The following is a 25,803-nucleotide window of genomic DNA, read 5'->3' on the forward strand; positions in this document are numbered from 1 at the left end:
TCACTCTCTTTCGTCAACTGTTCTAAGTGTGTCGTTAGGTACCCATTCTCCACTTTTGTTTTTCTTCCATACTGGTAGCGACTCATCGGGTCTTAATCGCACCAAATCAGTCGGCAGCTTCACCTTCCAAGAGGAACCCCATGGCTTTTCATTCAAGGGAGCACCCAGTTGATTTTTAATTTCTTGCACGATTGGAACGTATAATGGATCGGTAATGTCGGGAAGTCCCTTTCCATTCCATATCTTCCCCGTCTTCATAAAATGATCGATCGCCGACTCGAATCCTGGGCGTGCAGGCACTACGACTCTTGCAGCTCCAGCCTTAATGAATTGAGTGAACAACGGATCAGCGTCAGCATAATCAAATCGCTCTAACCAAGTTTCTTTTCTGCTCCAGAAATAAGGATAGAACACATAGGTTAGGTTCTCCCATTCAAAGGCTTGCTCAAAGAAACGGATATATTCCCCTTGCTCTCCAGATATGTTCAGGCGGGGGTGAGGGAACCCATTACTATCAACCTCGATAGGATTTACAAAATCATATGTTTGTTGTGTTATTAAACTAACAGCCATTCGTTTTAATTCATCTTGAATAAGCTTCTTGTTATATTCCGGGTTATGTCCTTTTATTCCATTTCGACTCTCTAATAGCTTGGCCAATTTTTGTTCATATTCGCTCATTCTTAGTTTATAAGCTTGCTGAATGGCATTATGGGTATCTAATTTCCATTGGGTTAAGAAAGTATTTGTTCTTCTACACATAATTTCGATTGCAAGAACGTAGCCTTTAATATTATATGTTTTAACGGTAACAGGAATTGTTCTGCTCTCGTCATCTAATTGCCCTTCCCAATTCACGAAATTATTAAAACGATGAAATTGAGCACCAAGAATAACATCTATACTAGATGGTTTTTCTGGAATTACCCAATTAACATAGGAAACGACTGCACTACCAGAAAATGCAGTATATCCTTCAGGGATTGGAAGTTCTATCCCCTCGGTCATTGGCCCCTCATCCGGATCTTTCAGGGGGCCTCCTTTGAACACTTTGGAAACGGTCACGAAAGGCTCGGGTGGAGCTTTAACACCTTCCGCCCCATATTCCTCTACATAATTGGAATAGTTAAGTTCGTTGATTGATAATGGATCCAAATTGAACTCTATGGGTTTAACCAAATCATTTTGATTAGTTGCCTTTATTTTTAAAGCATCAATATATAAGGTTGCCGGTTCTTGAAGTACCAAGTCATACATAGTACGTAAGCCGTAGTTAAACACCTGAGCCTCATAAATCTTGTTCAGCCATTGGTAAATCCCGATAACATGACCGTTGGAACCTGTATTTTCGAACCCGTGCTTGTTTGTCTCTTCCACTTCTTCCACAATACGAAGGGTTTGTTGAGTTCTTATTTTTTCTGAGAGCTTGCGGACGGTTTTGTCCGTCACTTCTTTTGATAAGTGGGTGGAATCTTTCCTGGAAATATCATGTGCATTTTCAGTGGCATATTTCGCATTGGCTTCTACTTCGACAACGACTCCATATCTTGCCGTTACTTTAATTCCGGCTTCCAATTTCGTTTGTTCATGTAGCGTACCCTGGACTTCTTTGGTCATCTCATACCGCTGCGTACTTTGAAGATCGAATTCTTCTTCTTTTGTAACCTCTTTTTCCTCCAGCGTGAACTGTTCGGTCATTTTTCTGCGCCGATGTTCCCTTGACTTGGATTCTCCCTGCAAAATGTTCTCGACATGCGCAATATCTCCAGCTTCATAGGACACAAGCTGTTGCTTCACTATAAGTAAGTCGCCGACCCCGACCGGACGCAGATTGCCGTGTGTAATTGGTACAATTTCAGAGTTGAAATTAGGTAATATCCTACCTGAGTCATCCCATGAATTGATCGGAAATGCTCTACTGCCTATAAGGGCAACATTGCGAGGGTTCGATTTACTCCGTATGACTCTTAGTTGTTCATTGAAATTTCGCAACTTGTCCCTCAATTGTTGAAGTGCATTTTCGAAAGGAATCGCAGTAAGATCGATGTTCAACTCTGACAGCAAATCACTTGTCAAATCACTAAGTTTAGCAACCACTTCCCCTTTAAGCACTTTTGTTACAACCGATTTCATCGGCCTTACATCTGTTGTTGTTTCGAATTCACTCGTTTCGGAATCGGTTAATGAGGGGGTGGATTCGATATGCACCATTTGGGATGGCACCGCCAGTAGCTCTTCATATGCCTTCGCCAGAGTTTGCTCCTTACGTTCCAACTCGCTCTGGTCATCGCTTTTCTCGTTTGCATTTATTGTAATTTTTTTCCGATTTTGATATTTGGTCATCTGTACAGACCAAGAGGGGAGAATAATAACAGCTTGAAGTATGTCCAAACTCTTTTTCATTTCTTTGAACAAATTCGGATGCGATTTGAATTTCTCAACAAAATTCATGGTGCGAAGACATTTAACTAGATCCTCAAGAGGAGCCTCGAACATTTCTTCGTTTAATAATTTTAATGTCAATATGGAGTCCTTTAGTAGGGAAATATCTGTAATCCATTCGTTTTGTTCTGTTTTATTTTTCCAATTGTGACCCAGATTCAGCTCAAGTGTATTTTTGATACTTATATGATCTAGATTATTCGCATTGCAAAGTGTGAAAAAAGTATCCTTTAATACATCAGAATAGTGTAATTGGGACAAGTTTTTGATCATCAATTCCGATGACAGGTAACGTCTAAGTAAACTCTCCAAAATACCTGGTTCTGCACTAGATTCCCTCTCCGTCAATTCATTCTGAAGAGAAGAGGGCTGTTCTAACTGTATGGTATGTTGCCGTTCTGTTTGTTTAGGTGGTCTAACAAGCAGCATTCGAAATAACTCTTCCAATTTTTCTTAACCTCCTTTGGGTATTTTCTATTTTATCTTTTGAAGAATTTCATTAAATATACACAAACAATTTTATCATTATATTAATTTTAAACTTTTAACAATCTGCCCCGTTAGCCATCCATGCAGCACAAAATCAGTACTGCACCACAGAGAATGAAAATGGTTAAGACTGTCAATATTGACACTGACCTTAATCCAGTCAACTCTAATCCATAGACTTATTAATTATCTCTCTCCTCTTTTTTTAAACGATAGAGCAGGGTCTTCTTAAGTATTGTCATTTTATATTCTTGAAGAAACTTATTTTCATGGTAGTTTAAGTGAAAATCTTCAGAATCTCTGTTCTGGATTAGAACATAAATTTCCAATTACATAGAAAACGTTCCTCAACAATCTGGCCCGATTGTTGAACACGAGTTATAATCAACACTCTTCAACTAACCTGCCCATCGGTTTAAGTGTGCTCCTTCACACCCCCTTTGTTTATATCATAATAAAAGGATGAAACCATTACAGTTCCATCCTTTTCATTCTCCGTAATTTAGCCTTTATATGTCTGCCTCAAGACCAATCACTTTTTTAATTCATTTCAGATTTCACTCGGTATAAACTCCTTCAATCGATCGCTTGCGATACTTCCTGTAATACTTCTTGTCAATTGGCAGATCAGTATAAGCGGCAAAAACAATAATCCCATCTTCATAGATCAGTTTGTCCATAAGCTCCTTATTTATTTTTTTGATAGTCCTGTATTGTTCATCTTCTGGTGGGAGGTTAGCTTGTCTTACCTTCTCCTCTAGTACCTCAACTTTTTTTAGATAAGCTTCTATAATAACGTCTTTTTCCTCCATGTAATCTTTAATACAGGCGGCTACTGTCTTAACTCGAATTCGAGCCGAGTCTAGGGCATTCGCTACTTTTACACGGATTTCGTTTACCTCCGGCTTCATTCTCCCTTCAATAAATGTCCCGTCACTACTTGGAGAAAACTCCACGCAGCTTATTTTCATAAACGAAGGGGCAAACATATATAACTCAATTATGGATATTGAAAATAGTATTCGCTTAGCGGTGTATAACATGGAGAATGAATATCACTTTTTTGAGAGCCGTTTTTGGATGTATTACTTTTTTTACAACATAGCTTAATCACCGAGATTCCTGACAGTATAAATAGTTTTCTATATAAGCATCCAGAAGCACGTAATGAACTTTTAAACGTTGGCAATAAAAACCTGAAGAAGGAAACATACCATGCAGGAAATCCATTTATTTCATTTAGAAATTGATTATTATAGCTGCTTAATTCTGTTGCAAATTTCTTCTGTTAGCTCGCTTGTGGTGGCCTTACCGCCAATATCGCTTGTGACAATACCTGCTTCAGTAACTTGCTCTACTATTTCTAGTAATTTGTTTCCAAGCTCATTCTCTCCAAAATGGTCCAGCATCATTTTTGCTGTCCAAATCTGTCCGATCGGATTAGCAATTCCTTTGCCAACTATATCTGGTGCCGATCCATGGACAGGTTCAAACATAGATGGATATTTTCCATTTAAATTAATGTTGGAAGCTGGAGCGATTCCGATACTCCCCATAATAGCTGCGCCCAAGTCTGTTAGAATATCACCAAATAGATTACTTGCCACTATCACATCAAAAATGTGCGGACGGTCAACTAAAAATGCTGCTAACGCATCAATATGGAAAGATGCTGTATCAATATTTGGATAGTCTTGTTTCACATCGTTGAAAACATCATCCCAGAATGGCATAGAGTGGAAAATCCCATTTGATTTTGTTGCGCTAGTTACATGCGCCCTTCTGGTTTTCGCCAATTCAAATGCATATCGCATAGCACGTTCTGTACCCTTTCGCGTAAATATTGCATTTTGAACTGCCAATTGATCTTCCCCCCGATGGATACGTCCACCAATTTCACTATATTCCCCTTCACTATTTTCACGTACGACGATCAAATCAAAATCTTTAGGATTTGCTAAAGGGGACTTCACACCCTTCATCAGTTTAGCAGGTCGAATATTAATCACTTGTTCAAATTCACGTCTTATCTTGACCAGTAACCCCCATAATGATATGTGATCAGGTACAAGCTTCGGGTTACCAACTGCCCCTAAGAAAATCCCCTCAAAATTAGAAAGAGTTTTCATACCATCTTCCGGCATCATCACTCCATGTTCAAGATAATATTCGCAACTCCAATCAAATTGAGTCGTTTCGAATTGCAAACCTCCATGCACTTCCGAAAGAGTGTTCAGAACATTTAGAGCTGATGGCACTACCTCTCTACCAATACCGTCACCAGGGATAACTGCAATTTCAAACTTCTTCATTCTTGTTACTCCTCGTATATCATTTTAATTTAATCGAATTTTTTGACTTCTGTCTTCGCAAGATTGATTTATTATCTTTGTAAAACGATTAAATTGTTTTTGTAATAACAAAAGATAAACCACTGTTGCAGCTCTCTCCCATAATTACTGGCACCCTCATATACTTTATATCACTGTAAATTCTCAGTCGTGTACTCTGGTGTTAGATTAGTATCCAATCACCTTCAGAGTTATCCTTTATTTATTGTACATAATTACTTAGTTTACCGATCTGCTCAATCTCAACAACTACTAGATCACCATACTTTATTGGACAACTGCCAGAAGGTGACCCTGTTGCCAAAACATCACCAGGTTCTAGTGTCATGACTTGAGAGATCCAACTTATAAGGTACGGAATGGCAAGGGTCATTTGATTCGTATTACCGTCCTGAACGACTTCCCCGTTTAAGGTTGTAACGATTCTCAGATTTGAAGGATCTATACCGGTAACAATCCACGGACCTATTGGTCCAAAAGTATCAAATCCTTTGCCACGTGTAAACTGAGGATCGTGTTTTGTAAGGTCTCTTGCTGTCACATCATTAAATATAGTGAAACCCAAAACATAATCCATCGCATCTGCTTCTTTTATATTTTTACCACGTTTTCCAATTACGATTGCTAATTCACCTTCTAGTTCCACTTGATTGGTCAAATCATTTGAAGGAAGAATGATTTTTCCCTTGTCTGGTATGAGCGAAGATAACGGTTTCAAAAACAAAAACGGTTCTTTCAGATTAGCCTTGCCACCAGTTTCCTTCGCGTGTCCTGCATAAGTCCAGCCGAAATTAATCACTTTAGACGGTTTTACAGGCTCCAAAATTTTTACATCATAATATTTAACCTTTTCACCGTCATACTTTATTTCATTGTTGACCAATTCAGCAAAATTGCTCGACAGTTGTAATATGTCCTCACCCTCAATAATACCGTAATATACGCTGCCATTTTGGTTCTGATAACGAACTATTTTTTGTGTTATTGTTTTTTGTAATACCTGCATTAGAAATCAACTCCAAATCGATAATATTCAGATAACAGGGACCGCAAATTCATGCAGGAATCCTTCTAGCTTTCCTAAACAGCAGTATCACCCTCAATGACGTAAGCCCTATTCTTTTCAACATTAAATTGGCCTTCCCATTTCGTAATAACCACGGTTGCTAAAGCGTTTCCAAATACGTTAATAGTAGCTCGGCCCATATTCAAGAGAAAGTCAATTCCCGCGATGAAAGCTAAACCTTCAAGTGGTAGACCCGCAGCAGCTAAAGAGGAGAGGAGTACTACTAATGCCCCGCCGGCTACTCCGGAAATCCCTTTGGAAGTAATCGCAAGTATTAATACTAACGTGATTTGTGCACTTAATGACATGTCGATTCCGTAAAGCTGGGCAATAAAAAGGGAACTAAGAGCCAAATATATACAAGAGCCATCCGTATTGAAGGAATATCCAATTGGAACAACGAATGAAACGATGGGTTTGGGGCACCCATATTTCTCCAATTTACTCATTACTTGTGGTAGAGCAGATTCGGCACTTGATGTAGAAAAAACAAGGAGTAATTCATCCTTTAAAAGTTTGATAAATTCGATAAAATTGATTTTAAATAATTTGGCAACTAATCCAAAGCAGACAATAAAGAAGACCAAGTACGCTCCATAAGCTGTAACAATTAATTTCCCTAATGGAATCAGTGAAGCTGCACCAAACTTAGAAATAGTTACACCAATTAGCCCAAAAACTCCGAATGGTGCAACTTTAAGGACAAATGTAACCATATGGAACATAGCGCCAGAAAAAGTTTTGAAAAAATTTATTAAAGGCATCCCCGTTTCTCCCATAGCGGCGATACTCAGTCCTAATAAAGTGGCGAAGAAGATAACTGGTAAAAGATCCCCCTTTGCCATCGAGTCAACTATATTCGTTGGAACAATATTGGTAAGAAATTCTAAATGACTCTCTTTTTCCATCTCCTGTTCAGATGCCATGTAATTTGATATATCCCCTTTTGAAAGCGCATTCATATCAACCCCTGCACCAGGTTGGAAAATGTTTGCGAACAGGATCCCAATTACAATTGCTATAGTGGTAGCCACTTCAAAATACAGAATGGTTCTAAACCCTAATTTCCCGAGCTTCTTGGCACTGCCTAATCCAGCAATGCCAACCACAATACTTGAAAATATAATGGGAACTACAACCATTTTAATCAAATGCATAAAGATGTCACCTATTGGCTTTAGATAGGTCTCGACGCCAGGATGCTTGTAAAATACCAACCCAATGATGATACCAGATATCAATCCTAGTAGAATTTGGATAGGAAGTCCTATTTTTTTCATAATTACTTTCCCCCTATTTGTTTTGTTCTTTAACATACTTCTGAAAGAAGTCTCTCTTCTCAAGCGCATTAAGGGCATAACCCAATATTAAGGGGGAAGATGAATGCTGGTTAGGCGACATTCTAAAGAATTTTATATCCCCTTAAATTTAGTGCATTCAAATTTAGATTCTTGTGCTTGTACTTTAACAAACAGATAAGGTCACGACAGGTCGTGTTACGACGCAAACTGTTTGAACCGTCATTTGAGTCATAGACGAAAACCAAACTACTAGGACAAAACCAATGTATAACCCTATGGAAGAGATATCCCGAGAATCCCCCACTTCAAGCAAAGTTAAGTGGGGGGAGTCCATAGGTGTCCTATTATCGTTCTATTGTTCGATACTTAGCGATTTCCTGTTCATAAAGGTCTTTTCCATGTGTGTCATAGACAACTAAAACAGGGAAGTCCTTGACAACAAGTTCACGGACCGCCTCCGGCCCCAGATCTTCATAGGCGACTACCTCCGCGGCTTGTATCTTATCACTTAAAAGAGCAGATAACCCGCCAATGGCAGAAAAGCAAATGGCTTTATCATTTTTACATGCGTCTTTAACAGATTGACTGCGAGGTCCTTTTCCAATCACACCCTTAACTCCATATTCAAACATAGCTGGCGTATAGGGGTCCATACGAGAAGCTGTCGTAGGGGCGATAGACCCAATAACCTGTCCAGGCTTAGGAGGTGTTGGTCCAGCATAAAAGACGATGTGGTTTCGTAAATCAATCGGCAGTTGTTGATTATTTTCAAGCCGCTCTAGAAAACGCTTATGCGCAGCGTCCCTCGCTACATAAATAACTCCATTTAAAAAAACCTCATCCCCTGCATGTAAATTTAAAACATCTTCATTAGTAAGTGGCGTTTCTATATATACTTTAGCCATTATTTTGCACCCTCTTTTCTAAATTTAAATTATGCAGGATTTTTTTCGTGCAGCATGACACTGAATATTTACCGCCACTGGTAGAGCTGTGATATGACATCCGTATGTTTCAACAGACGCCCATAAGGATGTATTTGTTCCGCCTAGCCCCTGTGGACCAATACCCGTCTTGTTAATTTCTTCAAGTAGTTCTTTTTCTAATTGTGCAATATGTGGTTCAGGATGGTACTGGCCGATATCACGCAGAACCGCCTTCTTAGCTATTTCTGTTACTTTGTCAAAGCTCCCTCCGATTCCAACACCAACCACAATAGGCGGACATGCTCTTCCACCTGCTGCTATGATCGTGTCCAACACAAATTTCTTCACCCCTTCTACTCCCTCTCCCGGAAGCAGAAATTTCATAGCGCTCATATTTTCACTTCCGCCGCCTTTGGGCAAAACCGTTAATTTAATTTGGTTCCCGGCTACGAGTTTAGTGTGTATCACACCAGGCGTATTATCGTTTGTATTGTTTCGGAGCAACGGATCTCCGACAATGGAGTTGCGCAAATAGCCTTCTTTATAGCCTTTGCGAATTCCTTCGTGGATCGCCTCTTCAAAATTCCCTCCGTCAATATACACATCCTGCCCCACTTCAGCAAATACAACAGTCAGTCCTGTATCATGGCAGTACGGACGATCTTCTGTAGCGGCCAATTGAGCGTTTTCAATAAGTTGGCTAATAATAGATCTTCCTAACGGTGACTGCTCGGATTCTCTCGCTTTATGAAATCCTTCTATAATATCCTCTGGCAGGTTGTAACAAGCCTCCCAGCAAAGCGTTGCCACTGTATCGCGAATTTGGTCAACGGAAATCTTTCTCACTGTGTTGCGAATTTGGTCAACGGAAACTTCACTCATGCTTTCTCCACCTTTATACTTTTTTTTTCATTGTCTTAATATGCAATACCCGTGCCAACATGGAACAGGTAGGACAAAAAATAGTAGAATAAATATTTACAAAGGCTAAAAACTTCTTTCAAAGGTCTTGCGAAAGAATAGTCATATCCAACATTCAAGAGAGTTTTTCATGCACCAAGAAAATTTTTTTCGCTACACTGCTAAAAAGAACATAAACGTTCTTTGACAATATAAAAAGGGAGGATAATCCCCAACTCACCTTTAATTTCATTTCATTTTTGAAATTAATTTTTCATTTTCGAAAAACACCTTTCTCCATAGTGTAGTTTTACTAATGCCATAGATTTGACATAAACGTTCTTTGACGAAAAAAAAGAGGGCTACAATCGCCCCCCTTTACACTTGATATGAAATAATTTTTGAACTTCATTTTTTGTTTTCGAGATTCAATTTTCTCCATAATGTAGTTTTACTAATACCATAGGTTTGACATAAACGTTCTTTGTCTCCATTGCATACATTTAACAGCTTTCTCCAGATTTCCGCTTCCATTTCTCTAAAGTCATTTGAAATCTCTACTTCAAGCTTGTTAGTTTTTCGCTTCCTTTTTTTTATTAATTCCATCAATTGTAAAACATGGTTTTGTGTAATCCTTCCATCCGGTGGCGTGCAAATAACCAACCGATGCATGGCATTTTGAAGCTCTCTAGCATTGCCTAGCCATTGATGGTCCACTAGCGGAAGGAGAACATCTTTATTTCCCCAAAATAACGTTCGTTTTTCCCGTATCATTTCTGATTTCAAAAAAGAAATCGCCAGAGGTATAATATCTTCTTTTCTGTAACGTAAAGGAATTAAATCTAATTCCAATGTGCATAGCCTATAATATAAATCCTCACGAAATTCCCCATCCTGAGACAAATCGTATAACGATTTATTAGTTGCACATATGACACGAACATCAATAGGGATGACACGGTCTCCACCAATTCGCCTTACTTCTTTCTCCTGCAAAACACGCAACAATTTCGCCTGAAATTGTGGGGATATTTCTCCAATTTCATCCAAGAAAAGTGATCCACCGTGCGCTAATTCAAACAGACCGGGCTTTCCCCCCTTGAGAGCGCCAGTAAAGGACCCCTCCACATATCCAAACAATTCGCTTTCCAATAAATTCTCATTAAGTGCAGCACAATTGACAGAAACAAATGAACCTTTATTTCTTCCACTCGCATTATGAATACTTTGTGCAAATAATTCTTTCCCTGTTCCACTCTCACCATAAATCAATACCGTTCCTTCGGACTTGGCATATAATCTAGCTTCCGAGACGACCTTCTTCATTTCGCTATTGGTGGTCACAAAGTTTTCAAATGTACTTTTCGCAAATAAGCCACGATCATTTAACCGTTTTCGAATTATGAGCTCCTGATTTTGGATTCTGCTAATCTCCTGGTATATTCCAACAGATCCATGGAAGACTGAATCAACATAGATTGGCATCTGATTAACGACGATTTTTTTTCCGTTCGCTAAGGAGTGCAGAAAATTACGTTCTTCCTTTTTTTCCTCAAATATTTTAAGTAAATGTGAATCGGTAATACACTCCGAATAGCTTTTGCCTATAATGTCTTCTTGAGAGAAATCGAATATTCTTTTCGCAGAATCATTAGATACAGTAATAATGCCGTTCGGATCAATCGTGAGCACGGCATCATTAATTACATTAAGAATGGACTGCAACTCCTTGATTTTTGCTCTTTCCTTCGTTTGTGCCCGAAGAACATTTGTCGCCGTTTCCAATGCCATCAGCAAAGATTCTTCACCTGACTTGAGCAAGTGACCATGGACTTGATGCTGAAGAGCAGTTTGTGTAGAAACTCTATCTCCAATAATGGCTTCTACTTCTTCATCCTGAATTAGCCTTTTCACGGTCTCTGCAATTGGGCCATCCATATCTGTTGCAAATATCAATTGTAATTGATCAGACAATTCCAAAGTATGATTTATATTAGATAATATGTTAGCAGGAGTAATAATCGCAATTTTTTTATATCCGCATTTGGCTACAACACTAATAGACCGCAAAATATCGGCTGGTGTAACAGGAACATCAACGACCGGCAAATCTAGTGAGCCTCGAAGGGACTTGGCAGTACCCCCTCTTGAAATAATCACTCGAGTTGACGGATTGATTTGTTGGTAAGATCTTTTAGAGTCGCCTAATATAACTGAGAATTTAATGTCTGTTTTTCCACGAAGCTGTATTGCATCTTTCTCAAGCTCCGGATACGGGGCAATAATTAGTATATCTTCTATTCTCATCACCTTCTGTCGAATGTTATACCCACACTTAACCACCTAGTGTAGAAATTATATCAGATTAAACATATAGCTGATACCTTCATATAATAGTTAATAGTTCTGTTGGGAAACTTATAAACTTGCTCGTTACATCCAAACATCCTCCCAAGGTAAATCTCCTTTTGTAATCTTGGTCTTTACGCTCATCAAATTCTTTATTGTTCTTGAAGTAAACCCAGATACAATATAACTACTAAAATAGATGATGTTAGTAAAGTTTCCTGTGCACATTATAGTAAAAATGGTTGGACTTTTAACATAGCCTTCTTCAAGTAAACTGGCCCCGTTAGTATTCAAACTCAGCAATAGCCCCCAGCATAGTAAACATTAGCTTTCCTGATGGTGTACTAAAATCAATCTATTCTTTGATGAATACTAAAGCTATTCCACGTTCTTCTAAATCCTTAGCTATCTTTTGTAGGGTACTCCTAGCTAGTCTGTCTATTTTGTAAACAACCAGTTTGTCACCTTCCCTTAAATAGTCCAACGTCTTAATCAGTTCCTCACGATCACTTTTAGCACCACTTTGTTTCTCCATGAATATCTTCTCACACCCATATTCTTTTAACTTCTCTTCCTGTAAATCTAATGATTGATCAATGGTGCTTACACGTCCGTATCCTATAATAGCCATTATGTATAACCACTTTTCATTTGTCTAAAAGTTTATTAACTTCTGTAATTTTATTCTAGACTAACTTCTGGATATTTTGAGGGGGAATTGAAGTGTTTTTTCAAGTCTCTAGAACTTATAACTTTTAGACAGTACTCTATTAAGTCATTTCATTTTATCCAGTTAAGGAAATTAAAAAACCCTCCGAAAACGGAAGGGTTCTCACTAACAAAAATGTATTTATAGAGTATTAGCAAAAGTACAATCAACATTATTTAGACGCTTCTTCGTCCTTTATACCAAACACTTCTTCATGAATACCCTCGATTAAATCACCGATTTTCCCCTCTAACTCTTTATTATTTAAAAAGTTATTGACTTCGCATATAAACAAACAGCCAATAGCATAAATGACTTTTTCAATATATGTATAATCCTCTCTATCTTGAGGCTCATTAAAATTAAAAACGAATTTATTCTCCTGCACCTGTACATGGTTCAAAAACGTACTAGGATTGAAGTGTATATATGAATTAAGATCAGTATAATATGTCCGGTATATTTGTAGTTGATTGGTTTTAGCAGATAATTTTCTCATATCATCTAAAAATTCATACTCTCTTGGCATTTTAAAGCCTTGATATTCCTCAATGAATTCCATATCTTCTACAGTTAAACTTTCTGCATGTTTTAATTTAGCTGCACGCTTGGCGTGTGAATTCTTTTCTAAAGCTTCATAACCCTCTTTAATCGCTGTGGTGTTTGTTTCAGACATCACATAAGTTAAATGGAAATACGCTTCAATAAATGTTCTTAACAATGGCAATGCTTCATAATATGTGACATTTTTGTCTGGTGCTTCTTTTATATACAGCATGGTAATGAACAATCTTTTACATTTGTTATATAGCGTATAAAAGACCTTAGCAACATCTTGATTAGCACTGATATTGATGAACTCATCCGTTTCTTCCATTTCAAAAAAAGCCCTTTTATACGTATTATCAATCAACTCTACCTTATCGACCACGATTACATTCCCCCTTTTCAAATCACCTATGTTTTCAATATTTATTATTAAAAACCCTTTATTTAAGGACGTTTCTTTTCATAATAAAAAGAAGGAAAAGAATCTCTTTCGATAGAATGTTATAATCCTAATTGTAATTTAAAGATGTAAGGGGGGTTTTTAACGTTATGGACGATACGGGACAAATAGAAAGACTTTATTCTCCTGGGGAAGCCGCTGATTATCTAGGTATAGAAAGGCAAACCGTAACCAAGTATGCGCTGCTCCTGGAACAAAACGGCTATACCTTCCATAAAGACGAAAAAGGAAACCGTAATTATACCAATACAAACATTATAAGCGGCCATAAAATCAAATACTCATAATGAATCCCCTCATTCCCTTTTTAGTGTCGAAAAACTCTTTTTATATATAAACAGACTCATTTGTCTGGTTTTTTGTAATCTTCATAGGCTTTCTTTTGACGGTCATTGAAAGCTTTTACCTGGCAATAGTGCTACTCGGCATAAATATCTTTCCAGCTCCCCATTGGTCCAAATATAAAGAGGTTTTAGCCATTCAACCTTTGGGAATCTTCTCTGACAATACAAACAATAATTTTCTTTACTTGTCATTGCTGTTTTCCTCTTTATAATTTTTCAATACAGGCGGCTTTGCTTGCGGATCTGTTTCGATTGCTTCCAGGTAACGATATACGGACTTTATATTTTCATGTGCAAAATCCATTCCTGTTTTCGTCATATAATCTGGTGTTTTTCCTTCCTGTTCAGCTATTCTTATAAACATATCCCTGTACTCATAAAGCTTGTCCTCGGTTTCTTCATCCGTCATCTTGCAATATTTTAAACACGCTAAAAAATCACCTTCAGCAGCTAACATATTCAATTGCTCCAGCTCATCAATTTTGTCTGATACATTTTGAAAGCTTTCATAATGAAAATCTGGAATTTTGTTTATTGCTGACTCTAGTTTTTGAATCCTGGATTTAATGCTCACCGAAAACACGCTCCCACCTGTCATCTTCCAGCTCTACTCCATGCTCTTCCATCCAATCAACAATTTTCCCAGCCAACAATTCTTGATAGGCTTCATAATCGAATTGAGATCGTTTTGTGATTGGCTCCAGGGTTTTAATCAAATGTTCTGCTTTTGCGTTCAATTCATCTGCTTTTTCGTGCTGCTCCATATAACAAGCCATGGCCCATTCAACATATACTTTTCTAAATTCCTCATGATCCATAAAAAGCAAGCCCTCAATGTCTACCGTTACCTTTTCAGCAGCCTTGCTTTCATCCGGCAATCTCTTCTCAATCCGCTTCACCCTGGATTTAATACTCATTTATCCCCTTCCTCCTTTTTTAACTGTTCCTCGATTTTATCCAATCGTTCGGCAAGCTCTCCCAGCTCCATTGATTTCAGAGCGGTATTTGATAAGGTGGCAAGGGTTTTCGCCTTATCAATCGTCATTTCTCCATCCTGCAGCAATATATTAATCACTTTGGCTAACAATCTTCTAATGTCCTGAGGCTTATTAATTCGTATATTCTTGGTGAAATGTTCATTCATAGGCTCACTCCTTCCACTCCTTTTTTACAAATTGAAAATATCCTAATATATCAAGGCTTACCGCATTTTTAAGTTTACAAAACGTGCATAAAACCCCCGGTTAAAGTTACTAAATGAAATGGCTATTCTTCAGGAAAGGTGCGGGTAGTATTTTTTCAAGAAAACCACTTAAAAAAATCTCCACCCTTTACCCTTGCCTTACGATTTTTGTTGGGTTTGTGTATATCGCCATGCCGAACATACCCAAAACGAAGAATCGGCTTGGTCTGCCAACCGACAAATCGCCTTTGCTTCCGCTCGTGATGGTTATTTATAATTTTTATCGAAAGACCCCAACGCCTTTACACCCCAAATCATGGGGAAATGACGAACATAGTCCAACAATTGACAAGCAAATAGAAACCAGTGCCCATGTAAATTGCGTAGCTATCATTTAGACCAATCTCTATTTTGCTATCAATTTATTAATGGGAGATTTTCTTATTTTACCTATAAAGTCCAGCCTGCATTTATTTGATACGCAAATTTTTCCTATAATCTTCTGTAAATAAATCAATAAATTGTGTATTATCATGAAGACGGCTATAAACTCTTTTTCCCACGGCAACGGGTAAGTCTACATCCGTTAAATTACTTGTGTAGATCGTCGGTTTACCAGACCGACTTTCTACAATTTCAAAAAACATTCCTTTTCTCCAATCATCATTTCCTCCCTTTGCTTCTGATCCAACATCATCGAGAATGAGAAGATCTAGCCTTGTTATATCTCTTAAAATCTCGCTTTCTGTTTTAGCAGGTTCCTTTTGATAAGTTTCTCTAATCATCGAAAGCAGTTTCCCTGTCGTTAAAAAACCAACGGTAAAACCTTTTTGTTTTATGTTTCTGGCAATTGCCGCACACAAATGCGTTTTTCCAGTCCCAGGATTCCCCATAATCAAAAGATTGTGACAAGCGTCTGTTGATGCTAAAAATGTTTTGGTGAATGAAACAGCTCTTTCCTTAGCTCCAGCAGTGATGTTATTTGTTTCTTGATAATTATTGAAGCCAGGATTTTTTAAAGATTCCGGAAGAAAAAAGTATTCTTTCGTAAGCCTTTCGCCTACAGATGATATTAATTCCTTTAAACTTTTATCTTGATAATTCTTAAAAGCTTCTCTGTCTCTACAAACTGAACATTTCATCGTATCTCCATCTTGCAACCAAACCTTTTTATTGGATATACGATAAAACAAACCACTGCCCGTTTTATCTCCACAACCTGGACAAGGTAAATTGCATTGATATTTTAGTTCGAAGTCATCACAATCAACTAATATTGGAACCATCTTTTTAACAGCATCCTTAAAAGCATCATCAAAGAAACGCTTGATACCTTTCATTATCAACCCTCCTATTAAAGTAATTCAGCCTCAGATTCTTTCATACGATGGTACTCCTCTTTTGTTAGTGGTTTCGGTTCTTCCCAATGCAGAGGGCGTTCTGTAGAAAAGTCCTGAACACTTTTCTTTTTACCCTTTTCAGAATTAATTTTTATAACTAACTGATCATATTGTTTCCTTAATTTAGATGGAGAAAGTATATTTAACTTCCAAAAAGAATCTTGCTGACACCAATCAATTAAGTATGCTATCTGTTCCTTCGTTCGATTGTCTCTCTCCATCATAATACGAAAATCAGCAGACCACATTTGAAGATTTGGCTCTTTAAATTCAGCATTATTTTTTCTGATGTTTCTTAAAAGCCTTAAGGATAATTGAAAAGGAATGCTTTCTTCATCGTAAATTTCCGACTTGCGACTTGAAGACTTTTTATCTTCTTTTTCATTCTTTAATTCTTTATTATTCTTGTTTGTATGTCTTTGCGTCTGTTTTTCGTTGTTTCCGTGTCTGTTTTTTGTCGCTTTTTTATCTTCATTACTTTGGTAAAAGTCATAATTGCTTATGGTTATAACCGTTTTTTTACTGTCGCTTTTTAGATGTATCATCCCTTCATTTTGTAACAGAATTAGAAACTGTGTTACTTTAGTATTTGACCAACCCCAATTGTCACATAATTTCCTAATAGAAGTGATACGCTGGCCTCTTTTAACCACAATCACTTCACTACCAATAACCGCTTTTTTGTCTTCGTGGTTCACCATCATTAACAGATCAAGCCAGGCTTCATATTTAGAAAATTTTCTATTCTCCTGGTAAAGCCAATGGTCTTGAATTTGTCGATGTAATTTAATCCATCCTTGCATATCACCTCACCTACACATTTTTCTTTATTTCTATCGACCATCGGTCAATGTACTCCTGAAAATATTTTCTGTTAAATATCCATTTTTCCCCTAATAGAATTTCACCTTTTCCCTTAAGAATTGGAGCATTATAAGGAAAAATTTTAAGCCTCATTTTAATTACACACCTTTCATTGATGAACTGTTGTTGTTTATTGTTATTTGCCGACATTGAGTCACCTTCCTTTTAAAGAAAACACTATAACTTGCTTTCAGGTCCGCTTTCTTTTTTAGTTATTGTTTGAATGGTGACGACAGATTCGGAGAATTAACCCTCTGTACACTATCACTTACTGCCTAATCTACATTTCTTGTGCTTGCATCCATCTATCTAGCGACTCTTTTCTGAACAAAATACGCCTTCCAATCTTTACTGCAGGTAATTCTCCGGCTTTTGCCATCGCGTATACTAAATCTTTCGAAATTCCTAAATAAGCAGCAGTTTCCTGTACAGTTATTGTCTGCCGCTCGATCGCTTTCCGTTCACTCATCAAGAACACCTTCTTTCTGGTTAGCCAATTCCTTTTTTATGTCCGTAATAGCAGATATAACTTTTATCTTTTGTTTCCTGTTCATTTCTTTCTTCATCCAGTTACGAAGCGTATTTTCATGAACACCCAATCGCTCTGCGATAGCCCAAATTGGAATGGGCCCCTTAGCTTCTCTTATGTCTTGATTACGATTAAACATTTACACCCTCCTTTTTAGTACCACAACAAATATTGATTTTATGTTGTTGTTGTGTTAAATTAAAATTAACATATCAAGGAAATTATATCAACAACTCAAAAAAATAAATTTATGTGGTACAGGAGAGATGATGATGAATCTAATTGAAAAAAATCTTTTTACTAAAATCATTGTTTATGATAATTATCAAATTATTCAATCGGAGAATGTTGGCTATGTTTTACATGATTTAGCAAAACTAAATAGACGGGCTATTAAAAAACATTCTCCGGAAGTATGGCAAAATTATATTTTACGTGAAGTGGTTGAACACCACCTCCCATACCATAGCGAAATAAAGGAATATTCAATCAAGAGTGATCTTTCTATTTTGGAAAAGAAATTAGAAGAAATTAATTATAAAAAGCCGGAGGAAAAGGAACAAGAAATATTAAAACATGGTGGCATTAGTGTGGAATTATCGAAAGTTCAAGAAAAGGCAACGAGAACGATTAACAATAGCTTAGATATGGAAGCTCTTTATACAGAGTTGGCAAAACTAGAACCATTTAATGATAAAAAATTACTTGAATTTAGTAAGATTTTTGGGCTTCCAACGGGACAGTTTGTAGCAATGGGATGGGATGCTGTTTTTGAAAATAATTACATTTTTAAACAGTTTTCTTTTCTATTGCCCTTATACTTAAAATTAGCTTCTTACCGATATATATTTAATGGCTGGCTCGCTTTAAAAGAAAACAACGAAAGTATTATTTTGGAATTTGAAAACAGATATAAACATTATTTAGAAGCTGAACTTTCAAGACTTGAAATCCCTAAAGAACGAGGCGGTTTCGCTGAAAAATTACCAGAAATAATAACAGTGTTTCTGAATGAAAAAGGACCCAAGAGGATATTGGAACCGATTAATAGTAAAATCATTCAAAAATTTAATTTTTCTGATCTTTTTGATATTGCTTATTATCAACTCAGTCAAGCTATGCTTAATGATTCATCTTTTAAAAGATGTGAGCTTTGCGGTCATCCTTTTGAAGTGATTCATGAAGGGAGAAGATTTTGTCCCCCTCTTCCAGGACGGAAAAGGAGCACTTGTGAAAATACTTTCAACCAACGACTAAAAAGGGCAAAGAAAAAAGCTCTTACATTACATGAAGAAGGAAAAAGCATTAACGAAATATCAGAATTAACAAAAGACGCGGAAGTAACAATTCGAAAATGGATAGAACAGAAAGGAGAAAAGTAAAATGGGGTACCTTGAAAAGAAAGGATCTCAATATGGGGTGTTGTAAATATTGGCACTCATGCTAACGGAAAGCCAAAAAGGAAGGCGTAACTGTATCTGACTTTGATTTACTCCATGCTACCTATCTCTATTTAAGGGTTAACTATATGCAGTCAACCTGAAACAAGACTTTGGAATACTGCGGTCATTTCTTTGAATTAACCCACCAGCGGCAGCGGTATTGCTCGGTACTTCCAGGGCGTAAAATGTCAATTTGTGAAATGGCCTATAATAACCGTTTGAAAAAAGAAAAAAGATTAAAGCCGAGAGGAGTAAAATATTATGGCGGGACGTGGAAGTATAGAAGAGCGAGGAAAAGAATCATATCGGCAAACAGTTATTCTGGGTTTCGATCAAAACACGAAAGCCAATTAAGAACCAAAAACGTTAAGGGAAAAATAACAGTAGCCATTAAGCTTTTGGCTGTCTTTATAACTGAATTGAAACTTCAGAATAGGTCTTTATTCCAAATCAGATACAAGGCACTGTAGTAGAAACCTATATTGACTATTAAAGAAACTTCGACTTAGAAAAAAAAACCTGGGGAATTAGTGGGTATCTAAAAGCGAAAAAAAATCAGATTAAGGAGATTTAAATATGGCATACGTAGAAAAGCGTGGAAAGGATTCCTTTCGACTTGTTGTACCGTTTGGTTTAGATGCAGAAGGTAACCGTATTAGAAAAACGAAAACAATAAAATGTAAAAATAAAACTGAAGCAAATAAAGAATTAGCAAAATTCGTAGCCGAAATAGAAACAAGACAATACTTTGCTCCACAGAAAATGACATTTTCTCAGTTCGTTGAAGAGTGGAAAAGTAAATATGCAAAAAAACAATTAGGAGCTACCACTTATGAAACATACCTAACTTTCCTAAACAAACGAATATTACCCAAATTTGGTCATTTGAAAATTGATAAAATCAATACTCTGCAAATTTTAGATTTCTTAGATAAGCTACAAGAAGACGGAGCTAGAGGTGACGGAAAACCGGGTGCATTATCATCTGCAACAGTCGAAAAACACCACCGTATTTTCCGAAATATATTTAAACGTGCAGTTGAATGGAAGGTTATAAAGGAAAGCCCTGCTGAAAATGTGAAAAAACCGAAGGTTCAATCAAGAGAAGGTAGAGTTTTTACAGAAGAACAAGTTCGGAAGCTAATGAACCATTTAAGTAGAGAAGATATGAAGTGGAAAGTGATTGTTACCCTTGCAATAACCACGGGAATGCGACGAGGAGAAATAGCTGGTTTAGAATGGGATCATATTGACTTAGAAAAAGGGAAAATAAATATCCAACAAACATTAGCCTACACAAAAGAACAAGGTTACATTTTTAAGGAACCAAAAACAAGAAATTCCATTAGAACCGTTACCCTATCACAAAGTGTAATAGAACAACTTAAACGTTATAAAACTATGAAGATTAGACAGAAGTTACGTGCTGGAGATAGTTGGGAAGGAGGAAGTCGTTTCTTACTCTTTAGCTCCGATATGGGCAAACAAATGGACCCTAAAAGTATAACTCGATGGTGGAATAAACGTCTGAAAAAATATGAATTACCTGTGATAACATTTCACGAATTAAGACATACATCAGCAACCCTACTAATAAACCAAGGGGTCCATATGAAAACAATTAGCGCTAGGCTAGGGCATTCAAAAATAGGAACAACCATGGATCTTTACGGTCATGCACTAGAAAGTGCTGATGAAAAAGCAGCAGAACACTTTGATAACTTGTTTAAAAATAAAGAAATAAAATAAAAAAAATGTGAGTGAAGTAATATTGGGAATCAATTAAAACAATACCTCTTTTTTTCGCTTTAAGATTTTTGCCACCAATTCGCCACCAATTCATCTGTATTATCTCAAACTAATATCCTGTTACAACGAAAAAACCTTGATATCACAAGGATACCAAGGCTCTGTTATAGTGACCTGTGAGGGATTCGAACCCACGACCCCTTCCCTGTCAAGGAAGTGCTCTCCCACTGAGCTAACAAGTCGTATGTAAATCAAGCTCTATAGAGCTTGGTTTAAAACTTACTTAGTTGCTGACTTCTTTTCTGAACAAGATTTATTATATAGTGGTATTCAAAATAAAACAAGTAGTTTTGCTAAAAAAGTTTTTTTCCGTAAAGTGTGGTCTTAGGAGTTAATCCCTGAAAGTTCGATCTGCCCCCAAAAATTTCTCGGAATAGAATCCACCTCACCTTTTTCAAGGAGAATCCAAGGCTCCTAATCATACGTTTACTCAACTTTAATTAACAAATATGATGTCCATTTACTCAATCTAAGACTAAGGCAGAAAGATCTTTACATTGGAGAAGGGAATCTAGCAGCCTGAAAGTTTGTTAAAGATGCTTCTGCTAAAATTTCTCCGTTTGCACCTGCGCTAAATAATACTTGTACCCGATCTCCTGCTTGTAACTGAAGGATTGTAGTAACCGATAGTCCAATAGGTCTTGATTTCTCCAAGAAGTCATTAACAATATCTAAATTATCTCCGTTTACGTTAATGGAAATGGATGCGACATATCCTTCTTTTGAAGAATTCTTTTTTTTGTCTTTTGAAGAATGATGTTTTCTGCAATAATCACAGTTGCAACTATTTTTACTGCAATAATCACATTTGCAATTATCTTTTTTGTTTTTTGAGGAATCATTGCTTTTACTTTTTGAAGGACAAAACGAGACTTTTGCTGTTATCTCATAAATTCCATCCTTAGTTGGAATAAATGTTGATATGTGCGGATTATATTCATCTGCTAAATCAAACTGTTCAGTTTGGAATAAAACTTTTACGGAGGGAGTAACCGCTGCTTTGTAAAGTTGTGGTGTGTTCTTATTAGCCCTAAACGCAGATGCTCTCACTAGATTATGTTTCATATAGTCACAGTGACAGGCATTATGTTTCTTCTGGCACAAATGACATTCATCGGTTTTCTTTTGATCGCATATACAGTCATTGTGCTTCTTATGACAACAATGACAATCATCCGGTTTCTTTTGATGACAAATACAGTCATTATGTTTCTTATGGCACAAATGACAGTCATCATCTTTCTTTTGCTCACAAATACAGTCATTGTGTTTCTTATGACAGCAGTGACAATCATCCGGTTTCTTTTGATGACAAATACAGTCATTGTGTTTCTTATGACAGCTATGACAATCATCCGGTTTCTTTTGGTGGCAAATACAGACATTGTGTTTCTTATGGCAGCTATGACAATCATCCGGTTTCTTTTGGTGACAAATACAGTCATTGTGTTTCTTATGGCAGCTATGACAATCATCCGGTTTCTTTTGATCACATTTCTTATTAAGATATGTGGAGTCTACAAAGGAATTACAATGTGAAATAGAATAATGATTTTTAATTATAATCACCTTTTTCTTTTTTTATTTTCTGGTTATTTTATTCATTAAAAGAAAAGGTGTTTGTACAATATGGTACAAAAGTAAAAATATATCTAATTAAAACAACAAAAATCTACTGGTTAATATACCGTTTTTAAGAAGGTTGGTTGTTAACAAAAAGGGGTGAAGTAATATTAGAAAGTTAACTTCTTAACTTTTTTCAAACACAAACTATCAGGTAAGCTAGATCATGAAGAAACACTAAAGAAGAACACAATAAGTGGCCTCTTTTATTTGTTCAAAAATTAACAATGAAAGTTAACAAATCCAATAAAAAAAAGGATTGCAGACCCTAATTGCTCCATCCGCCTTTGATTCCCCTTAGATGGTAAAACTCACCTAGCTCCCCCTTATCAGCACCTACCTAGCATGTAATGACTCTTGAGACCCTTTTCAGGTTTCACTTACCTAACGTAAACAAGGTTACCTTGAGTGCTGTACTCGACGCTCAATGTATTTATAAAAATGGATATCCAAATGTCGCCAAACTTCCATTCTTTTATAGATGAACAAAAATTTATTCTAAGAAACTAATAATAAGGAAGGGATTTTTGTGGATGTTAATCGTGGAAACAGATTCTCTCTTCTCCATCTGACAATGAGATGAGGTATAATGCACTTCAGTTTTGATTGATGAAGAAACAGCTATTGTACTTCAGCGAGGACCGTTAGAAAAAAGGTCAGAAGGTGAAGTTGAAGAGCTTATAGAAGAAGTTATAAAACATTTACTACCCTTCACAATCCCGAACAAAGCGGGATGAATAGACGTTGACGGAGTACCCTTATAGAAAACCATTGAGCATCCTCGGGGTAAGATATCTTTACTTGAGTCATTCCTTCTTCCTCAGTCCATTAAAAGGCTCTTTGCAACCACTGAGAGTTGTCTCCCTTAATCCTTCTATTTCCTGATCATATAAACTATTTTTTAAAGCAAATCAAATCAACAAAAAATCACCTCCCCCTTCTTGGAATAGAAAGAAAAGTGATTCAGAAGTTTATATTGGTAAAGTCGTTAAGGCTTGAACTAATAGTGTCGATACATGGCAACTTCACATCTCGTAAGCTTCATTAACTTGAAATTGTTAGTGCTATGTAGAGTGAAACCTGACTAGCCTTCCCCGTCAAGGAAGTGATCTCCCAATGAGCTAACTTGTCGTATGTAATGACTAATTAGTAAGGTACTTAAAGTACATAATTTGTTATTTTGTTAAAAATTCAACGCATTATATTAAAAAAGTTTTTCTCATCACAAAAAACGAACTAACGTTCCCTTTTCACTTGCATATAAAACATATGTTCGAATATAATGATAGCAAGCAAGTCAGCAAAGGAGTGACTGGGAATGAAATATATACTTCGTAAACATATGGAAGAAAATGCTCCATTAGAAATAATTTATCTCTCCGAACAAGGTAAGATTACGCAACGGAAAATCCAGGTGCTTGAAATTTATCCAGGCCATATTCACGCATTCTGTTTTCTAAGGCAGACAAAACGGACATTTAAAGTAGCCAACATCCTTTCTGCCCGCCTCATTAAGGCCAGGTTTTACAGGTCTGGCTGAAGATTGCTCTTCAAGGTTCAACCTATTAACTCTTCTTCTTCCTGGATGTCCTTTTCCTGTTCAGTTAACGATTCCTCTTCATCTCTCAGACGATGAGCTAACCTTGAGGCGGCACTCGCGGCAATGCTTGCAACGATATCATCCAGGAAGGTATGCACGATTCCTTCTTGCTTCTTATCAAGTTCGTGTATGACGCCTATTTTATTTTTATCCAAATGGCCAAAGGTTGTTACAGCAATGCTTCCGTAACCGAGAACTGCACCAAAGGCAATCGTTTCATCCACTCCGAATAGCCCTTCATCTGATTCAACAATCGATTGCAGGGGTTCTGATAGTTTTTTTTGCTCTGCCAGTTTATCCAGCTCCACACCGACTAAAATGGCATGTTGAATTTCCCTTTTCAACAGGACACGCTCAACACTGTGGATGCATTCCTCCAGCTTAAGATCAGCTTTGTACGGGAACTGCAATTCATAAACGATTTTTGCAATTGCCTCCACACTGACACCGCGCTCTAATAATGTTCGTTTAGCCGCCTTTGTTACTTCCCTGCTGTGTACGTGTACATCTGCCATTTTATTCGCCACCTTTTTTGTATTATTTTTCTATATCCTTTTATTATAGCACCTTATAATTTAAATTTTTAGAAAATATAACGAAAATTTTATATTCTAAATTCTTGTCACGGGAAAAAGTCGCAAGGCTATGCTAAAATAATCATGTAAGTTGTTTTTCATTATTATTTATCATTGAGGTGCGGGAAAATGAGTTTACGCAAAGGCACAATTAAAGAGTACATGTTTAAAAGCGAAGCTTTAGCAGAAGAATTGGAACTGCATGTTTACTTGCCTGCTAATTTTTCGCCATTGTATAAATATTCGCTTGTGATTGCTCAGGATGGCCGTGATTATTTTCAAATGGGCCGAATTGGCCGGGTAGCAGATGAGCTGTTAGGGAACGATGAGATCGAGAATATCATCATTGTCGGCATTCCCTATAAAGACCGCTTTGACCGCAGGCGCAAATATCATCCGGACGGGGAACAGCACATTGCATACATACGTTTTCTTGCCCATGAACTTGTCCCGTTTTTAGATGATGAATTCCCAACCTATCAAATGGGACATGGTCGAACTTTGATAGGTGACTCTCTTGGGGGTACAGTTTCTTTATTGGCCGCTTTGCAGTACCCGCATACTTTCGGGAAATGCATCATGCAGTCGCCACTTGCCAATGAAGCAGTAATGGACGCTGTACGTAATTTTGAGGATCCGCATCTCCTCGAACTTTATCATGTGATCGGGACTGGTGAAACAGATGTTCCGACGACGGATGGCAACAAGGCAAACTTCATAGAACCAAATAGGGAATTGCATAAATTAATAAACCAAAAAGGATTTCCTTGCTTCTATGAAGAATTTGAAGGTAATCATACCTGGAAATATTGGCAGGCAGATTTAAAACGAGCACTATTGGAAATGTTCTAATATACTCGAAATCATCTCTTTAGATGGTTTCAAGTAAAAA

24 protein-coding genes, 1 tRNA gene and 1 pseudogene are annotated in these 25,803 nt (G+C 37.0%); 5 read left to right on the forward strand and 21 right to left on the reverse strand.

Features of this window, described 5'->3' with window-relative positions:
- The 10 genes and pseudogenes from ACFX4I_RS01155 to ACFX4I_RS01200 all read right to left on the reverse strand — a co-directional run bounded on the left by ACFX4I_RS01155 (position 1) and on the right by ACFX4I_RS01200 (position 13,464).
- Complete coding sequence (locus ACFX4I_RS01155; protein WP_377418541.1) at positions 1-2,889, reverse strand: hypothetical protein; 2,889 nt, start codon at positions 2,887-2,889, stop codon at positions 1-3.
- Positions 2,890-3,488: 599 nt separating this feature from the next.
- A complete protein-coding gene (locus tag ACFX4I_RS01160) occupies positions 3,489-3,842 on the reverse strand; it encodes a hypothetical protein (protein WP_377418544.1) in 354 nt (117 codons plus the stop codon).
- A 342-nt stretch (positions 3,843-4,184) separates the two neighbouring features.
- Positions 4,185-5,243 (reverse strand): tartrate dehydrogenase, encoded by a 1,059-nt coding sequence (locus ACFX4I_RS01165; RefSeq protein ID WP_377418547.1) that lies wholly within the window; start codon positions 5,241-5,243, stop codon positions 4,185-4,187.
- A gap of 241 nt (positions 5,244-5,484) precedes the next feature.
- Positions 5,485-6,288, reverse strand: a complete 804-nt coding sequence (locus ACFX4I_RS01170) for a fumarylacetoacetate hydrolase family protein (protein ID WP_377418550.1) — start codon at positions 6,286-6,288, stop codon at positions 5,485-5,487.
- A 74-nt stretch (positions 6,289-6,362) separates the two neighbouring features.
- Positions 6,363-7,628 carry a cation:dicarboxylate symporter family transporter gene (locus ACFX4I_RS01175; RefSeq protein ID WP_377418553.1) on the reverse strand — a complete coding sequence of 422 codons (1,266 nt, stop codon included), beginning with the start codon at positions 7,626-7,628 and terminating at the stop codon, positions 6,363-6,365.
- Between the two features lie 365 nt (positions 7,629-7,993).
- Positions 7,994-8,554 carry a FumA C-terminus/TtdB family hydratase beta subunit gene (locus ACFX4I_RS01180; protein ID WP_377418556.1) on the reverse strand — a complete coding sequence of 187 codons (561 nt, stop codon included), beginning with the start codon at positions 8,552-8,554 and terminating at the stop codon, positions 7,994-7,996.
- A gap of 24 nt (positions 8,555-8,578) precedes the next feature.
- The gene (locus tag ACFX4I_RS01185) at positions 8,579-9,457 is read right to left on the reverse strand and encodes a fumarate hydratase (RefSeq protein ID WP_377418559.1); all 879 of its coding nucleotides are present in this window, start codon (positions 9,455-9,457) and stop codon (positions 8,579-8,581) included.
- Between the two features lie 426 nt (positions 9,458-9,883).
- On the reverse strand, positions 9,884-11,782 hold the full coding sequence (locus ACFX4I_RS01190) for a sigma 54-interacting transcriptional regulator (RefSeq protein ID WP_377418562.1): 1,899 nt from the start codon (positions 11,780-11,782) through the stop codon (positions 9,884-9,886).
- A 331-nt stretch (positions 11,783-12,113) separates the two neighbouring features.
- Positions 12,114-12,455 (reverse strand): annotated as a pseudogene (locus tag ACFX4I_RS01195) (recombinase family protein); the annotation flags it as partial.
- Positions 12,456-12,705: 250 nt separating this feature from the next.
- Positions 12,706-13,464 carry a DUF5677 domain-containing protein gene (locus ACFX4I_RS01200; protein ID WP_377418565.1) on the reverse strand — a complete coding sequence of 253 codons (759 nt, stop codon included), beginning with the start codon at positions 13,462-13,464 and terminating at the stop codon, positions 12,706-12,708.
- Between the two features lie 167 nt (positions 13,465-13,631).
- Between ACFX4I_RS01200 and ACFX4I_RS01205 the strand changes: the two genes are divergently transcribed.
- The gene (locus tag ACFX4I_RS01205; protein WP_377418567.1) at positions 13,632-13,829 is read left to right on the forward strand and encodes a hypothetical protein; all 198 of its coding nucleotides are present in this window, start codon (positions 13,632-13,634) and stop codon (positions 13,827-13,829) included.
- A gap of 238 nt (positions 13,830-14,067) precedes the next feature.
- On the opposite strand, the gene ACFX4I_RS01210 is transcribed toward ACFX4I_RS01205, so the two are convergent.
- The 7 genes from ACFX4I_RS01210 to ACFX4I_RS01240 all read right to left on the reverse strand — a co-directional run bounded on the left by ACFX4I_RS01210 (position 14,068) and on the right by ACFX4I_RS01240 (position 18,001).
- Positions 14,068-14,460: a hypothetical protein gene (locus tag ACFX4I_RS01210; RefSeq protein WP_377418570.1), complete on the reverse strand. Its 393-nt coding sequence runs from the start codon at positions 14,458-14,460 to the stop codon at positions 14,068-14,070.
- The gene (locus ACFX4I_RS01215; protein WP_377418573.1) at positions 14,450-14,803 is read right to left on the reverse strand and encodes a hypothetical protein; all 354 of its coding nucleotides are present in this window, start codon (positions 14,801-14,803) and stop codon (positions 14,450-14,452) included. The genes ACFX4I_RS01210 and ACFX4I_RS01215 overlap by 11 nt, the downstream gene beginning before the upstream one ends.
- Positions 14,800-15,030: a hypothetical protein gene (locus ACFX4I_RS01220; protein ID WP_377418576.1), complete on the reverse strand. Its 231-nt coding sequence runs from the start codon at positions 15,028-15,030 to the stop codon at positions 14,800-14,802. Before ACFX4I_RS01220 ends, ACFX4I_RS01215 begins: the two co-directional genes overlap by 4 nt.
- Positions 15,031-15,539: 509 nt before the next feature.
- The gene (locus ACFX4I_RS01225; protein ID WP_377418579.1) at positions 15,540-16,409 is read right to left on the reverse strand and encodes an ATP-binding protein; all 870 of its coding nucleotides are present in this window, start codon (positions 16,407-16,409) and stop codon (positions 15,540-15,542) included.
- A 14-nt stretch (positions 16,410-16,423) separates the two neighbouring features.
- The gene (locus ACFX4I_RS01230; RefSeq protein WP_377418582.1) at positions 16,424-17,272 is read right to left on the reverse strand and encodes a Replication protein O; all 849 of its coding nucleotides are present in this window, start codon (positions 17,270-17,272) and stop codon (positions 16,424-16,426) included.
- A 341-nt stretch (positions 17,273-17,613) separates the two neighbouring features.
- On the reverse strand, positions 17,614-17,802 hold the full coding sequence (locus ACFX4I_RS01235) for a helix-turn-helix domain-containing protein (protein ID WP_377358259.1): 189 nt from the start codon (positions 17,800-17,802) through the stop codon (positions 17,614-17,616).
- Positions 17,795-18,001: a transposase gene (locus ACFX4I_RS01240; protein ID WP_377358257.1), complete on the reverse strand. Its 207-nt coding sequence runs from the start codon at positions 17,999-18,001 to the stop codon at positions 17,795-17,797. The genes ACFX4I_RS01235 and ACFX4I_RS01240 overlap by 8 nt, the downstream gene beginning before the upstream one ends.
- 133 nt (positions 18,002-18,134) lie before the next feature.
- On the opposite strand from ACFX4I_RS01240, the gene ACFX4I_RS01245 reads away from it, so the two are divergent.
- Complete coding sequence (locus tag ACFX4I_RS01245) at positions 18,135-19,244, forward strand: hypothetical protein (protein ID WP_377418585.1); 1,110 nt, start codon at positions 18,135-18,137, stop codon at positions 19,242-19,244.
- A 636-nt stretch (positions 19,245-19,880) separates the two neighbouring features.
- On the forward strand, positions 19,881-21,053 hold the full coding sequence (locus ACFX4I_RS01250) for a tyrosine-type recombinase/integrase (RefSeq protein WP_377418588.1): 1,173 nt from the start codon (positions 19,881-19,883) through the stop codon (positions 21,051-21,053).
- Between the two features lie 170 nt (positions 21,054-21,223).
- On the opposite strand, the gene ACFX4I_RS01255 is transcribed toward ACFX4I_RS01250, so the two are convergent.
- The 3 genes from ACFX4I_RS01255 to ACFX4I_RS01265 form a co-directional block, all read right to left on the reverse strand.
- A tRNA-Val gene (locus ACFX4I_RS01255) sits at positions 21,224-21,295 on the reverse strand.
- 310 nt (positions 21,296-21,605) lie between these two features.
- On the reverse strand, positions 21,606-22,163 hold the full coding sequence (locus ACFX4I_RS01260) for a hypothetical protein (RefSeq protein WP_377418591.1): 558 nt from the start codon (positions 22,161-22,163) through the stop codon (positions 21,606-21,608).
- An 11-nt stretch (positions 22,164-22,174) separates the two neighbouring features.
- The gene (locus ACFX4I_RS01265) at positions 22,175-22,588 is read right to left on the reverse strand and encodes a hypothetical protein (RefSeq protein WP_377418593.1); all 414 of its coding nucleotides are present in this window, start codon (positions 22,586-22,588) and stop codon (positions 22,175-22,177) included.
- A 1,466-nt stretch (positions 22,589-24,054) separates the two neighbouring features.
- Between ACFX4I_RS01265 and ACFX4I_RS01270 the strand changes: the two genes are divergently transcribed.
- Positions 24,055-24,276 (forward strand): hypothetical protein, encoded by a 222-nt coding sequence (locus ACFX4I_RS01270; RefSeq protein ID WP_034314444.1) that lies wholly within the window; start codon positions 24,055-24,057, stop codon positions 24,274-24,276.
- A gap of 17 nt (positions 24,277-24,293) precedes the next feature.
- Here ACFX4I_RS01270 and ACFX4I_RS01275 read toward each other — a convergent pair whose 3' ends face one another.
- A complete protein-coding gene (locus ACFX4I_RS01275; protein WP_034314446.1) occupies positions 24,294-24,851 on the reverse strand; it encodes a phosphatidylglycerophosphatase A family protein in 558 nt (185 codons plus the stop codon).
- Positions 24,852-25,040: 189 nt separating this feature from the next.
- On the opposite strand from ACFX4I_RS01275, the gene ACFX4I_RS01280 reads away from it, so the two are divergent.
- Positions 25,041-25,763 carry an alpha/beta hydrolase gene (locus ACFX4I_RS01280; RefSeq protein WP_377418596.1) on the forward strand — a complete coding sequence of 241 codons (723 nt, stop codon included), beginning with the start codon at positions 25,041-25,043 and terminating at the stop codon, positions 25,761-25,763.
- The last annotated feature ends 40 nt before the right edge of the window (positions 25,764-25,803 follow it).

The sequence above is a fragment of the Peribacillus sp. YIM B13472 genome, assembly GCF_042788005.1.
In the GTDB taxonomy this organism is placed as follows: Bacteria; Bacillota; Bacilli; order Bacillales; family DSM-1321; genus Peribacillus; species Peribacillus simplex_E.

What these genes read in the sequence shown, in the direction of transcription:
- ACFX4I_RS01160 (WP_377418544.1), bottom strand. Translation starts at nt 3,842, where the DNA reads ATGAAGCCGGAGGTAAACGAAATCCGTGTAAAAGTAGCGAATGCCCTA.
- ACFX4I_RS01165 (WP_377418547.1), bottom strand. Translation starts at nt 5,243, where the DNA reads ATGAAGAAGTTTGAAATTGCAGTTATCCCTGGTGACGGTATTGGTAGA.
- ACFX4I_RS01170 (WP_377418550.1), bottom strand. Translation starts at nt 6,288, where the DNA reads ATGCAGGTATTACAAAAAACAATAACACAAAAAATAGTTCGTTATCAG.
- ACFX4I_RS01175 (WP_377418553.1), bottom strand. Translation starts at nt 7,628, where the DNA reads ATGAAAAAAATAGGACTTCCTATCCAAATTCTACTAGGATTGATATCT.
- ACFX4I_RS01180 (WP_377418556.1), bottom strand. Translation starts at nt 8,554, where the DNA reads ATGGCTAAAGTATATATAGAAACGCCACTTACTAATGAAGATGTTTTA.
- ACFX4I_RS01185 (WP_377418559.1), bottom strand. Translation starts at nt 9,457, where the DNA reads ATGAGTGAAGTTTCCGTTGACCAAATTCGCAACACAGTGAGAAAGATT.
- ACFX4I_RS01190 (WP_377418562.1), bottom strand. Translation starts at nt 11,782, where the DNA reads ATGAGAATAGAAGATATACTAATTATTGCCCCGTATCCGGAGCTTGAG.
- ACFX4I_RS01205 (WP_377418567.1), top strand. Translation starts at nt 13,632, where the DNA reads ATGGACGATACGGGACAAATAGAAAGACTTTATTCTCCTGGGGAAGCC.
- ACFX4I_RS01215 (WP_377418573.1), bottom strand. Translation starts at nt 14,803, where the DNA reads ATGAGTATTAAATCCAGGGTGAAGCGGATTGAGAAGAGATTGCCGGAT.
- ACFX4I_RS01220 (WP_377418576.1), bottom strand. Translation starts at nt 15,030, where the DNA reads ATGAATGAACATTTCACCAAGAATATACGAATTAATAAGCCTCAGGAC.
- ACFX4I_RS01225 (WP_377418579.1), bottom strand. Translation starts at nt 16,409, where the DNA reads ATGAAAGGTATCAAGCGTTTCTTTGATGATGCTTTTAAGGATGCTGTT.
- ACFX4I_RS01230 (WP_377418582.1), bottom strand. Translation starts at nt 17,272, where the DNA reads ATGCAAGGATGGATTAAATTACATCGACAAATTCAAGACCATTGGCTT.
- ACFX4I_RS01235 (WP_377358259.1), bottom strand. Translation starts at nt 17,802, where the DNA reads ATGAGTGAACGGAAAGCGATCGAGCGGCAGACAATAACTGTACAGGAA.
- ACFX4I_RS01240 (WP_377358257.1), bottom strand. Translation starts at nt 18,001, where the DNA reads ATGTTTAATCGTAATCAAGACATAAGAGAAGCTAAGGGGCCCATTCCA.
- ACFX4I_RS01245 (WP_377418585.1), top strand. Translation starts at nt 18,135, where the DNA reads ATGAATCTAATTGAAAAAAATCTTTTTACTAAAATCATTGTTTATGAT.
- ACFX4I_RS01250 (WP_377418588.1), top strand. Translation starts at nt 19,881, where the DNA reads ATGGCATACGTAGAAAAGCGTGGAAAGGATTCCTTTCGACTTGTTGTA.
- ACFX4I_RS01265 (WP_377418593.1), bottom strand. Translation starts at nt 22,588, where the DNA reads ATGATTGTCATAGCTGCCATAAGAAACACAATGACTGTATTTGTCACC.
- ACFX4I_RS01270 (WP_034314444.1), top strand. Translation starts at nt 24,055, where the DNA reads ATGAAATATATACTTCGTAAACATATGGAAGAAAATGCTCCATTAGAA.
- ACFX4I_RS01275 (WP_034314446.1), bottom strand. Translation starts at nt 24,851, where the DNA reads ATGGCAGATGTACACGTACACAGCAGGGAAGTAACAAAGGCGGCTAAA.
- ACFX4I_RS01280 (WP_377418596.1), top strand. Translation starts at nt 25,041, where the DNA reads ATGAGTTTACGCAAAGGCACAATTAAAGAGTACATGTTTAAAAGCGAA.